Source organism: Streptomyces sp. NPDC015139, from assembly GCF_043079785.1.
GTDB lineage: Bacteria > Actinomycetota > Actinomycetes > Streptomycetales > Streptomycetaceae > Streptomyces > Streptomyces albidocamelliae.
The window spans coordinates 719,414-731,263 of record NZ_JBIBUW010000002.1 but is presented as its reverse complement, the minus strand read 5'-3'; the positions used below and the strand labels follow the sequence as shown (position 1 = coordinate 731,263).

8 protein-coding genes are annotated in these 11,850 nt (G+C 68.0%); 5 read left to right on the top strand and 3 right to left on the bottom strand.

Features of this window, described 5'->3' with window-relative positions; all coding sequences use genetic code 11:
* The first annotated feature begins 27 nt into the window (after positions 1-27).
* Both femX and ACF08B_RS07810 read left to right on the top strand, forming a co-directional pair.
* Positions 28-1,149: a peptidoglycan bridge formation glycyltransferase FemX gene (femX, locus tag ACF08B_RS07815; RefSeq protein ID WP_073887307.1), complete on the top strand. Its 1,122-nt coding sequence runs from the start codon at positions 28-30 to the stop codon at positions 1,147-1,149.
* A gap of 83 nt (positions 1,150-1,232) precedes the next feature.
* On the top strand, positions 1,233-2,264 hold the full coding sequence (locus ACF08B_RS07810; RefSeq protein ID WP_392316550.1) for an alanine racemase: 1,032 nt from the start codon (positions 1,233-1,235) through the stop codon (positions 2,262-2,264).
* Positions 2,265-2,366: 102 nt separating this feature from the next.
* Here ACF08B_RS07810 and ACF08B_RS07805 read toward each other — a convergent pair whose 3' ends face one another.
* Positions 2,367-3,899 (bottom strand): glycosyltransferase family 87 protein, encoded by a 1,533-nt coding sequence (locus ACF08B_RS07805; protein WP_392316549.1) that lies wholly within the window; start codon positions 3,897-3,899, stop codon positions 2,367-2,369.
* 129 nt (positions 3,900-4,028) lie between these two features.
* Positions 4,029-6,725: a transglycosylase domain-containing protein gene (locus tag ACF08B_RS07800; RefSeq protein ID WP_392316548.1), complete on the bottom strand. Its 2,697-nt coding sequence runs from the start codon at positions 6,723-6,725 to the stop codon at positions 4,029-4,031.
* Positions 6,726-7,119: 394 nt separating this feature from the next.
* Here ACF08B_RS07800 and ACF08B_RS07795 point away from each other — a divergent pair, with 394 nt between their 5' ends.
* The 3 genes from ACF08B_RS07795 (at position 7,120) to ACF08B_RS07785 (ending at position 10,297) form a co-directional block, all read left to right on the top strand.
* A complete protein-coding gene (locus ACF08B_RS07795; protein ID WP_093696896.1) occupies positions 7,120-7,803 on the top strand; it encodes a PadR family transcriptional regulator in 684 nt (227 codons plus the stop codon).
* A gap of 43 nt (positions 7,804-7,846) precedes the next feature.
* Positions 7,847-8,929, top strand: a complete 1,083-nt coding sequence (locus tag ACF08B_RS07790; protein ID WP_093476288.1) for an inositol-3-phosphate synthase — start codon at positions 7,847-7,849, stop codon at positions 8,927-8,929.
* Between the two features lie 93 nt (positions 8,930-9,022).
* A complete protein-coding gene (locus tag ACF08B_RS07785) occupies positions 9,023-10,297 on the top strand; it encodes an MFS transporter (protein WP_392316547.1) in 1,275 nt (424 codons plus the stop codon).
* 96 nt (positions 10,298-10,393) lie between these two features.
* On the opposite strand, the gene ACF08B_RS07780 is transcribed toward ACF08B_RS07785, so the two are convergent.
* Positions 10,394-11,836: a CCA tRNA nucleotidyltransferase gene (locus ACF08B_RS07780; RefSeq protein ID WP_392316546.1), complete on the bottom strand. Its 1,443-nt coding sequence runs from the start codon at positions 11,834-11,836 to the stop codon at positions 10,394-10,396.
* Positions 11,837-11,850 lie beyond the last annotated feature (14 nt).

Sequence of the window (11,850 nt, the reverse complement as noted above, 5' to 3'; positions counted from 1 at the left end):
GACACCCCAGCCCGAGGAGCGCCCCGAATGAGCCTGACCCTGAGGACCATCAGTCGCGAGCAGCATCTGGCCTACATCCAGAGCCTGCCGGCGGCAAGCCACATGCAGGTCCCGGCATGGGCCGATGTGAAGGCTGAGTGGCGCTCGGAGAGCCTCGGCTGGTTCGACGACCGCACCGGCGAGATGGTCGGCGCGGGCATGGTCCTCTACCGTCAGCTGCCCAAGATCAAGCGCTACCTCGCCTACCTCCCCGAGGGCCCGGTCATCAACTGGTACGCGCCGAACCTGGACGACTGGATCCAGCCGATGCTGGCGCATCTGAAGCAGCAGGGCGCCTTCTCCGTGAAGATGGGCCCCCCGGTGATCATCCGGCGCTGGAACGCCGAGACCATCAAGAAGGGCATCCAGGACCCGGACGTCAAGCGCCTGCGCGACCTGGAGGCCGACTTCATCGAGCCGCGCGCCTTCGAGGTGGCCGACAAGCTGCGGCGCATGGGCTGGCAGCAGGGTGAGGACGGCGGCGCCGGCTTCGGTGACGTGCAGCCCCGCTATGTCTTCCAGGTGCCGCTGGCCAACCGCTCGCTGGAAGAGGTCCACAAGAACTTCAACCAGCTGTGGCGCCGCAACATCAAGAAGGCGGAGAAGGCCGGCGTCGAGGTCGTCCAGGGCGGCTACCAGGACCTCGCCGAGTGGCAGCGGCTGTACGAGATCACGGCCGTGCGCGACCACTTCCGGCCGCGTCCGCTGTCGTACTTCCAGCGCATGTGGACGGCCCTCAACTCCGAGGACCCCAACCGCATGCGGCTGTACTTCGCCCGCCACAACGGGGTGAACCTCTCCGCGGCGACGATGCTGATCGTCGGCGGGCACGTCTGGTACTCCTACGGCGCCTCCGACAACATCGGCCGCGAGGTCCGGCCCTCCAACGCGATGCAGTGGCGGATGCTGCGCGACGCCTACGCGCTCGGCGGCACCGTCTACGACCTGCGCGGCATCTCCGACTCACTGGACGAGACGGACCACCTGTTCGGCCTGATCCAGTTCAAGGTCGGCACGGGCGGACAGGCCGCCGAATACCTCGGCGAGTGGGACTTCCCGCTGAACAAGCTGCTCCACAAGGCGCTCGACATCTACATGTCGCGCCGCTGAGCCGCGGTCGTTTGGTTCCATAGGCAGCACAGCTTCCACACCTCTGACACACGGCAGCCACGAGAAAGGTTCCGGGTCCGGCCATGGCGCTCACGCTCTACGTCGACACCGCGCGCTGGCGGGCGCACCACAAGCACGTGCAGGAGCAGTTCCCGGGGCTCGTCCCGGTCTGCAAGGGCAACGGCTACGGCTTCGGACACGAGCGCCTGGCGGAGGAGGCCACGCGACTCGGCGCGGACCTGCTCGCCGTCGGCACGACGTACGAGGCCGCGCGCATCAAGGACTTCTTCGGCGGGGACCTGCTGGTGCTGACGCCGTACCGACGCGGCGAGGAGCCCGTGCCGCTGCCCGACCGGGTGGTGCGCTCGGTGTCGTCGATCGACGGCGTGTACGGCCTCGTGGGCGCGCGTGTCGTCATCGAGGTGATGTCCTCGATGAAGCGCCACGGCATCAGCGAGCAGGACCTGCCACAGCTGCACCAGGCCATAGAGAACGTCCGGCTGGAGGGCTTCGCCATCCACCTGCCGCTGGACCGCACCGACGGCTCGGACGCCGTCGAGGAGGTCATCGGCTGGATGGACCGGCTGCGCGCGGCCCGGCTGCCGCTGCACACGATGTTCGTCAGCCACCTCAAGGCCGACGAACTCGCCCGGCTCCAGCAGCAGTTCCCGCAGACGCAGTTCCGCGCCCGCATCGGCACCCGCCTGTGGCTGGGGGACCACGAGGCCACCGAGTACCACGGTGCCGTCCTGGACGTCACGCGTGTGGCCAAGGGTGACCGCTTCGGCTACCGGCAGCAGAAGGCGGCCTCGGACGGCTTCCTGGTGGTCGTGGCGGGCGGTACGTCTCACGGGGTGGGCCTGGAGGCCCCGAAGGCTCTGCACGGTGTCATGCCGCGCGCCAAGGGCGTCGCCCGGGCCGGCCTCGCCACGGTCAACCGGAACCTTTCTCCGTTCGTCTGGGGCGGCAAGCAGCGCTGGTTCGCCGAGCCGCCGCACATGCAGGTCTCCATCCTGTTCGTCCCGTCGGACGCCCCGGAGCCGAAGGTCGGTGACGAACTCGTGGCCCATCTGCGGCACACCACCACGCAGTTCGACCGGATCGTGGACCGCTAGCCCCGGTCCGATCGGGGCGGAGACCTCCTCCCGGATTAGCAGGAAGGCCGTACACGCCTCGCGTGTACGGCCTTCTTCATAAACCCTGCCAGGGGAGTTCGCTCAGAGCGAACGCTCCTCGTGGGGCACGTGCTCGGGCCGCCCCCAGTCCACCGGGGGACCGTCGGAGTGCGCCGCGTGACGAGGCGGGTGGGCCGCCGCACCGAGCACGAAGACATCCTCCGCACCGTCGAGCACCCCGCCCGAGGGGTCGTCGTCGCCCGACCTGCGGACCACATCCCGCTCCGGCATGAGGATGTCCCGTACGACGACGGCGCACAGGTAGAGCGTGCCCAGCAGGTGCAGCACGATCGTCCAGTGGTAGCCGTGCGTCGGCAGGCCCTTGTGGGCGTCTCCGCTGGTCGTGTACGCGAGGTAGAGCCAGATGCCCAGGAAGTAGGCCACCTCGCACGCCTGCCAGATCAGGAAGTCCCGCCACTTCGGCCGGGCGAGGACCGCCAGCGGCACCAGCCACAGCACGTACTGCGGTGAGTAGACCTTGTTGGTGAGCACGAAGGCCGCGATCATCAGAAAGGCCAGCTGGGCGAAGCGCGGCCGCCGCGGCGCGGTGAACGTCAACGCGCTGATCCCGAGGAAACAGAGCACCACCAGCACCGAGGCCACGGTGTTCACGAAGTCGGTGGTGGGCGGGTGGCTGGAGTTCTGCGCCCAGATCAGCCAGAAGGAACCGAAGTCGACGCCTCGGTCGTGGCTGAACCGGTAGAACTTCGACCAGCCGTCGAACGCGAACAGCATCACCGGCAGGTTCACCACAAGCCAGGCGACCAGCGCGCCGCCCACGGCCTGGAAGAACTCCCGCCACTTGCCCGCCCGCCAGCACAGCACCAGCAGCGGGGCGAGCAGGAACAGGGGGTACAGCTTGGCGGCCGTGGCGAGCCCCAGGAGGACGCCGAAGGCGGCGGGCCGGCTCCGGGACCACATGAGCATCGCCGCGGCCGTCAGCGCCACGGCCAGCAGGTCCCAGTTGATGGTCGCGGTGAGAGCGAAGGCGGGTGCCAGAGCCACCAGCAGGCCGTCCCAGGGGCGGCGACGCTGGGTCCGCGCCACGCACACCGCGATGACGGCCGCACACACCATGAGCAGGCCGGCGTTGACGAACCAGTACCACTGCTCCTGGTGCTGAATGCTGCCGCTGTGCGGGGTCAGCCAGGAGGCCACCTCCATGAACACTCCGGTCAGCACCGGGTATTCGAGGTAGTCCATGTCCCCCGAGAGCCTGTCGAAATACGGCACGAGGTGGTCGGCGAACCCGCGGCCCTGGTAGAGGTGCGGGATGTCCGAGTAACAGGCATGGGTGTACTGGCTGCTCGCGCCGAAGAACCAGGCCCCGTCGTAGCAGGGCGCCTTCTGGACCAGGCCGAGGGCGAACATGCCGATCGCCACGAGCGCGACGACCCGTACCGGGGTCCACCAGGAGGTCCCGAGCAGGGCACGCCGCCCGAGGGGACCGCCGATCAGCTCACTGCCGGCCGCGGCGACCTCGTCCTCCCTGGTCGGCTGCACCGGTTCTGCCGTGGTGCGCCGCACGGGCTCGGGCTCGTGCGTGCTCGCGGGCGTCATCTCTGCACTGGGCATGGGGCACATCCTGCCGTACCTGTCCATGAAAACGCCGTGGGCCGCCGCACCTCGTCGGTGCGGCGGCCCATGTTTCACGTGAAACACCCAGGACGGACGGTATGGCCGCCAACCGGGCAGAAAGCGGCGCTAGCCGTCCTGGCCTCCGAAGAAGCCACCGTTGCCATTGCCCCGGGTGCCGCCGCTAGTGGTGGTCTCCGTGATCGTCGGTGTCGGTGTCGAGCCCCCGTCGGTGCCACCGTCCGTACCACCGTTGCCGGCGCCACCGTTGTTGTTGCCACCGTTGTTGCAGCCGAAGAAGCCGCAGGTGTCGCTGGCCGAGGGCGTCGGCGAGGGCGAGCTCTGGGTCGGCGTCGGAGTCGGTGTCGGACTCGTCTCCTCGGTCTGGGTGACCGACGGAGTCGGGGTGGGGCTCGGCTCGGCGTTGATCACCTTGCCGATGGGCACAGGCGTCGGGAACGGCTTCACCGACTCGTTCTTCAGCGCCTGCGCCATGTAGTCGTGCCAGATCTCGGCCGGGAACGAGGCGCCGTGGATCTTCTCCTGGCCACCGGTTCCGTACATCTCCAGGAACGTGCGCTTCTTGTTGTTCGCGTTGTCGTCCAGGCGGAACATGCTGATCGCGGTGGACAGCTGCGGGGTGTACCCCACGAACCAGGCGGACTTGTTGCCGTCCGTGGTACCGGTCTTGCCGGCCACAGGGCGGCCCGGGAGCCTGGCGCTGGTACCGGTGCCCTTGTCGACCACCGTCTTCAGGACGTCGGTGACGTTGTCCGCCACCGCCGAGGTGAAGGCCTCCTTGGTCTCCGCCCGGTGCTTGTAGACCTGCCCGTCCTTGTCCTCGACCTTGGAGACCGAGTACGGGGAGTTCTGCTCGCCGCTCGCGGCGAACGTGGCATAGGCGCCCGCCATGCGGATCGCGCTGGGGTCGGACGTACCGATCGAGAACGACGGATAGTTCGCGCTGGCGAGACTGCCCTCCAGAACGCCCGCGTCCAGTGCCGTCTCCTTGACCTTGTCCAGGCCGACGTCCATGCCGAGCTGGACGTAGGCGGAGTTCACCGAGAGCCGCATCGCCTCACGAAGGTCGATCTTGTACGTCGGAGGGTTGACGGACTCGTTGCCGTCGTTGGTCTGGAGCCACTCCTTGCCGTCCTTGTCCGTCCAGACCGACCCGTCGTAGTTCTTGATCTTCAGCTTGTTCTTGCCGCTGTACAGGCTCTTGGGGGAGGCCTGCGTACGCTCGTCCTGCGCCTGGTCCGCACTGAGGTCCGGGTTCCGGACGCCCCACTTCATCGCCGCCGCCAGCACGAACGGCTTGAACGTCGAGCCGACCTGGGCGCCGGTGGAGTCGGCGTTGTTGGTGAAGTGCTTGGTCGCGTCCTCACCACCGTAGATGGCCTTGATGGCACCCGACGCCGGGTCCACCGAGGCTCCGCCGAACTGGACGTGGGTATCGGTCTCCGGACGCTGCTTCGGCTTGATGTTGTTCTTCTGGACCTTCTTGACCGCGGACTCCAGTTCCTTGACCTTCGTCTTGTCGAAGGTCGTGTAGATCCGGTAGCCGCCCTTCTGCAGCTTTTCCTCGGTGACCTTGGTCTTCTCGCTGTTGTTGATCAGATAGGACTTCGCGAGGTCGACCAGATAGCCGATCTGCCCGCCGAGCCGGCTGTTCGACCGCGGGTTCTGCCACTTCGGGAGAGTCCGGTACTTGGCCCGGTCGGTGGCGCTCAGGTGGCCGTACTCGACCATCTTGTCGAGGGTGTCCTGCATCTGCGACAGGGCACGCTTCTTGTTCGCCTCGGGGGTGGCGCCGGTCGGGTCCAGCGAGGTGGCGCCTGCCGGGTCGTAATAGGTGGCGCCCTTGAGCATCGCCGCCAGGAAGGCGCACTCGCCCGGGTTCAGTGAGTCGGCGTCCTTGTTGAAGTAGGCACGGGAGGCCGCCTCGAGGCCATAGGCGCCACGGCCGAAGTAGGCCGAGTTCAGGTAACCGGCCATGATCTGCGGCTTCGGAACCTCGGCGCCCACCTTGATCGAGACGAAGATCTCCTTGAACTTGCGGGAGAGCGTCTGCGACTGGTCGTCCAGCATGGCGTTCTTCACGTACTGCTGGGTGATCGTCGAGCCACCCTGTGTCTGACCGCCCTTGGCCATGTTGAAGACCGCGCGCGCGATGCCCTTGGGGTCGATGCCGCTGTCGGTCTCGAAGGTCTTGTTCTCCTGCGAGATGACGGCGTAGCGCATCTCCTTGGGGATGTCCGCGTAGTTGATGATCTGGCGGTTGATCTCACCGCCGGTCGCGACCATCACCGAACCGTCGGACCAGTAGTAGACGTTGTTCTGCGCCTTGGCGGTCTTCGCCACGATGGGGATGTCCACCATCGCGTACCCGATGCCCGCCACGGCCACGAGGCTTCCCATGAAGCCGATGAACAGGCCGGTCACAAGCTTCCAGGACGGCATCCAGCGCTGCCAGCCGAACTTGTCGGACCTGGGATAGTCGATGAAGCGCTTCTTACCGGGAGGCGGAGTCGCGCGGCCTCTGCCGCGCCCGGGTCCGGTCGGACCTCCCGGACCGCCACGGCGGCCGCCCGGGCCCGCGTTCTCGGGCGCTCGGCGGCGGCTGCCCTTCTGCGCCGCTCGGCGGGCCTCTGCACGTCCGCCGTAGGAGCGCTCCTCACCTCCCGAGCCATAGGAGTCGGCAGGAGACCCGGTGGCGCCTCGCGGTGCCGCACGGCGGCCGGAGGACGCATCGGGCTGGCCGCGTCGGGCCGCGGCACGTCCGCCTCCCTGCGGCTGCGGCGGTTTGCGACGGTGCTCGCTCATCGAACGATTACTCCTCGGGCAGGCGCACCCCTGCGCGCCTGGAACGGCGGCTGATTTCCGGTCCCCCCGAAATACGGATGTGGTCGGTTCTGCATTCACCCGTACTGCACCGGGAACAAGGACGCTCCCCAAACGTCACTTGGTTCCCGGCGGTGTGCATGCCGCACAGACTACGCACCGCCAAAACCTGCCGAGTCTGGAAGTTCACCCCAAATCAGGCAACTCACCTCCTACGAATCGGTGATGTGATCCCGTTCACCACCCTCCCTCTTGTCGCACAGGCAAGGCCGTTCTATCGTCGAGATGTATCGAGTCGATACATCAGCGCGAGATAAAGACGCTGAGAGGCACTGCGAGACCTGCGGGACCACCTGCGGGGCGAGAGGAGGCGACGATGAGCCGGCGCTCCGGCATCCTCGAGTTCGCCGTGCTCGGCCTGCTCCGCGAGTCCCCCATGCACGGCTACGAGCTGCGCAAGCGACTCAATACTTCACTGGGTGTGTTCCGTGCGTTCAGCTACGGAACCCTGTACCCCTGCCTCAAGACACTGGTCACCAACGGCTGGTTGATCGAGGAACCCGGCAGCACCCACGAGGACGCCCTCACCGCCCCCCTCACCGGACGACGCGCCAAGATCGTCTACCGGTTGACGGCCGAGGGCAAGGAGCACTTCGAGGAACTGCTCTCGCAGACCGGCCCCGACGCCTACGAGGACGAGCACTTCGCGGCACGGTTCGCCTTCTTCGGGCAGACCTCGCGCGATGTGCGCATGCGCGTGCTGGAAGGCCGGCGCAGCCGCCTGGAGGAGCGCCTGGAGAAGATGCGCACCTCCCTGGCGCGCACGCGGGAGCGCCTCGACGACTACACACTCGAGCTCCAGCGCCACGGAATGGAGTCCGTGGAGCGCGAAGTGCGCTGGCTGAACGAGCTCATCGAGAGCGAGCGGGCCGGACGGGACCTGAAGGGTTCCGCGTCCGGGGGGCCCGCTCAGCAGGACACCACCACTGGATCGACGGGCGGCCTGCCCCGCGCCGGGGAAACCCCCCGGACGGATACGCCCGACGACACCGCCACGTGAGACCCACTCAGGGCCTCACTCGTACACACAGGGAGCAACCGGAATGGGTTCGGTTCGCGTAGCCATCGTCGGCGTGGGCAACTGCGCCGCGTCGCTGGTGCAGGGCGTCGAGTACTACAAGGACGCCGACCCGGCGTCGAAGGTCCCCGGCCTGATGCACGTGCAGTTCGGTGACTACCACGTGCGCGACGTCGAGTTCGTCGCCGCCTTCGACGTCGACGCCAAGAAGGTCGGCCTCGACCTCGCGGACGCGATCGGTGCCTCGGAGAACAACACCATCAAGATCTGTGACGTGCCCAACAGCGGTGTCACGGTCCAGCGCGGTCACACCTTCGACGGTCTCGGCAAGTACTACCGGGCCACCATCGAGGAGTCCGACGCCGAGCCGGTCGACGTCGTCCAGATCCTGAAGGACAAGCAGGTCGACGTCCTGGTCTGCTACCTGCCCGTCGGTTCCGAGGACGCGGCGAAGTTCTACGCCCAGTGCGCCATCGACGCCAAGGTCGCCTTCGTCAACGCGCTCCCGGTCTTCATCGCCGGCACCAAGGAGTGGGCGGACAAGTTCACCGAGGCCGGTGTCCCGATCGTCGGTGACGACATCAAGTCGCAGGTCGGCGCCACCATCACGCACCGCGTCATGGCGAAGCTGTTCGAGGACCGCGGTGTCATCCTCGACCGCACGATGCAGCTGAACGTCGGCGGCAACATGGACTTCAAGAACATGCTCGAGCGCGAGCGCCTGGAGTCCAAGAAGATCTCCAAGACGCAGGCCGTGACCTCGCAGATCCCCGACCGGGACCTCGGCGAGAAGAACGTGCACATCGGCCCGTCCGACTACGTGGCCTGGCTGGACGACCGCAAGTGGGCCTACGTCCGCCTCGAGGGCCGCGCCTTCGGTGACGTCCCGCTGAACCTCGAGTACAAGCTCGAGGTCTGGGACTCCCCGAACTCCGCGGGTGTCATCATCGACGCGCTGCGTGCCGCGAAGATCGCCAAGGACCGCGGCATCGGCGGCCCGATCCTCTCCGCGTCCTCGTACTTCATGAAGTCCCCGCCGGTCCAGTACTTCGACGACGAGGCCCGCACGAACGTCGAGAAGTTCATCAGCGGCGAGGTCGAGCGCTAAGACAGCCGCTCGCACGAGAACGCTCCTGCCAGGGCTGCGGAGGGTCCCCGGGTTGTCGACCCGGGGACCCTCCGCATGTGTGAGGTGTGATCCATGCCCGTCGTCCGTGACCTGCGCGTCCTGTTGCGTCTGCGGAACTTCCGGCGCCTGCTGTACGTCCGCCTGCTGTCCCAGGGCGCCGACGGGGTCTACCAGGTCGCGCTCGCCGCCTACGTCGTCTTCTCCCCGGAGAAGCAGACCTCGGCCACCGCGATCGCCTCGGCGATGGCGGTCCTGCTGCTCCCCTATTCACTGGTCGGCCCGTTCGCGGGAGTCCTGCTGGACCGCTGGCGCCGCCGGCAGGTCTTCCTGTACGGCAATGTGCTGCGCGCACTGCTGGCCGGTGTCACCGCCGTCCTGATGATCAGTGACGTCCCGGACTGGCTCTTCTACGTGTCCGCGCTCTGCGTGACGGCCGTCAACCGCTTCGTCCTCGCCGGGCTGTCCGCCGCGCTGCCCCGCGTGGCCGACACCGAGCGTCTGGTGCTGGCCAACTCCCTGTCCCCGACAGCCGGGACCCTCGCGGCGACCGCCGGTGGTGGTCTCGCCTTCGCCGTGCGACTGGGGGCATCGGGCTCCGACGCCGCGGTGGTACTGCTCGGCGCCTTCCTCTACCTCTGCGCGGGCCTCGCGTCCCTGAGCATGGCCCCCACCCTCCTCGGCCCGGACCGGCGGCCGGCACGGTCACGTCTGGGCACCGCGCTCGCCGACGACGCACGCGATCTGATGGCGGCCGTGCGACACCTGGGCGAGCCCCGGCGCAGGGAGGCGGCCTGGTCGCTGGCCGCGATGACATCGATGCGCTTCTGCTACGGCGCGCTCCTGGTCCTGCTCCTCATGCTGTGCCGCTATTCCCTCTCCACCAGCACGGACGACGGCCTTCGTCTGCTGGGACTGATGCTGGCCCTGTCCGGCGCCGGCTTCTTCGCCGCGGCCGCGCTGACCCCGTGGACGGCGGGACGTCTCGGCCCCGGCCGGTGGATCGTGGTGTGCTCCGGTACGGCCGCGGTGCTGGTACCGGCCCTGGGCCTGTCGTTCACCACCGGGCCGCTGCTGGTCGCGGCCTTCCTGCTGGGCCTGACCACCCAGGGCGCCAAGATCGCCACGGACACGATCGTCCAGGCGTCCGTCGATGACGGCTTCCGCGGCCGGGTCTTCTCCGTGTACGACGTCCTGTTCAATGTGGCGTTCGTCGGCGCGGCGGGCGTGGCGGCTCTGATGCTGCCGCCGAGCGGCCGCTCGGCCGTCCTGGTAGTGCTCGTCGCCCTGATCTACGGGGCGGTCGCCCTGGCGCTGGGCCGCTTCGAGCGACGGTGGGACCAAGAGTGAGAAGGAAAACAGGGGCGATGTTTCACGTGAAACATCGCCCCTCGCCTTCGCCGGGGCCGGTGAATGTTTCACGTGAAACACTGCCCGGCCCCCGGCTCAGCTCTGCGCGGCCCACCACTCCTTGAGAGCGGCCACCGCGGCATCGTGCTCCATGGGCCCGTTCTCCAGGCGGAGCTCCAGCATGTGCTTGTACGCCTGGCCAATGACCGGTCCGGGGCCCACGCCCAGGATCTCCATGATCTGGTTGCCGTCGAGGTCCGGACGGATCGAGTCCAGCTCCTCCCGCTCCTGAAGCTGGGCGATCCGCTCCTCCAGGCCGTCATAGGCCCGGGACAGCGTGGCGGCCTTGCGCTTGTTGCGGGTGGTGCAGTCGGATCGGGTCAGCTTGTGCAGGCGGTCCAGCAGCGGGCCCCCGTCGCGGACGTACCGGCGGACCGCCGAGTCCGTCCACTCACCGGTGCCGTAGCCGTGGAAGCGCAGATGCAGTTCGACCAGCCGTGAGACGTCCTTCACCAGCTCGTTGGAGTATTTCAGGGCGGTCATGCGCTTCTTGGTCATCTTGGCGCCGACCACCTCGTGGTGGTGGAACGAGACCCGGCCGTCCTTCTCGAAGCGGCGCGTACGCGGCTTGCCGATGTCGTGCAGCAGGGCGGCCAGCCGGAGCGTGAGGTCGGGGCCGTCGGTCTCCAGCGCCATCGCCTGCTCCAGGACGATGAGCGTGTGGTCGTAGACGTCCTTGTGCCGGTGGTGCTCGTCACTCTCCAGGCGCAGTGCCGGAAGCTCGGGCAGCACATGGTCGGCGAGCCCGGTGTCGACGAGCAGGGACAGGCCCTTGCGCGGGTTGTCGGAGAGGATCAGCTTGTTGAGCTCGTCACGGACCCGCTCCGCGGAGACGATCTCGATCCGTCCGGACATCTCCGTCATGGCGGTGACGACCTCGGGGGCCACCTCGAAGTCCAGCTGGGCGGCGAAGCGGGCCGCCCGCATCATCCGCAGGGGATCGTCCGAGAACGACGCCTCGGGCGTGCCCGGCGTGCGCAGCACCCGTGCCGCCAGGTCCTCCAGGCCGCCGTGAGGATCGACGAACTCCTTCTCGGGCAGCGCCACGGCCATCGCGTTGACCGTGAAGTCACGCCGGACCAGGTCCTCCTCGATGGAGTCGCCGTACGCCACCTCCGGCTTGCGGGAGGTGCGGTCGTAGGCCTCCGAGCGGTAGGTGGTGATCTCGATCTGGTAGCCGCCCTTGTGTGCGCCGACGGTGCCGAAGGCGATTCCCACGTCCCAGACGGCGTCGGCCCAGGGCCGGACGATCTTCAGTACGTCCTCGGGGCGGGCGTCGGTGGTGAAGTCCAGATCGTTCCCCAGCCGGCCCAGCAATGCGTCGCGCACCGATCCGCCCACCAGGGCCAGGGAGAACCCGGCCTCGTGGAATCGGCGGGCGAGATCATCAGCGACAGGGGCCACCCGCAGCAGCTCGGCGACCGCGCGCTGCTGCGCCTGGCTCAGGGCGGAGGGAGTGTCTTCGTTGGCGTTCGGCACAACAGAAGAGGGTA

What these genes read in the sequence shown, in the direction of transcription:
- femX (WP_073887307.1), top strand. Translation starts at nt 28, where the DNA reads ATGAGCCTGACCCTGAGGACCATCAGTCGCGAGCAGCATCTGGCCTAC.
- ACF08B_RS07805 (WP_392316549.1), bottom strand. Translation starts at nt 3,899, where the DNA reads ATGCCCAGTGCAGAGATGACGCCCGCGAGCACGCACGAGCCCGAGCCC.
- ACF08B_RS07785 (WP_392316547.1), top strand. Translation starts at nt 9,023, where the DNA reads ATGCCCGTCGTCCGTGACCTGCGCGTCCTGTTGCGTCTGCGGAACTTC.
- ACF08B_RS07790 (WP_093476288.1), top strand. Translation starts at nt 7,847, where the DNA reads ATGGGTTCGGTTCGCGTAGCCATCGTCGGCGTGGGCAACTGCGCCGCG.
- ACF08B_RS07800 (WP_392316548.1), bottom strand. Translation starts at nt 6,725, where the DNA reads ATGAGCGAGCACCGTCGCAAACCGCCGCAGCCGCAGGGAGGCGGACGT.
- ACF08B_RS07810 (WP_392316550.1), top strand. Translation starts at nt 1,233, where the DNA reads ATGGCGCTCACGCTCTACGTCGACACCGCGCGCTGGCGGGCGCACCAC.
- ACF08B_RS07795 (WP_093696896.1), top strand. Translation starts at nt 7,120, where the DNA reads ATGAGCCGGCGCTCCGGCATCCTCGAGTTCGCCGTGCTCGGCCTGCTC.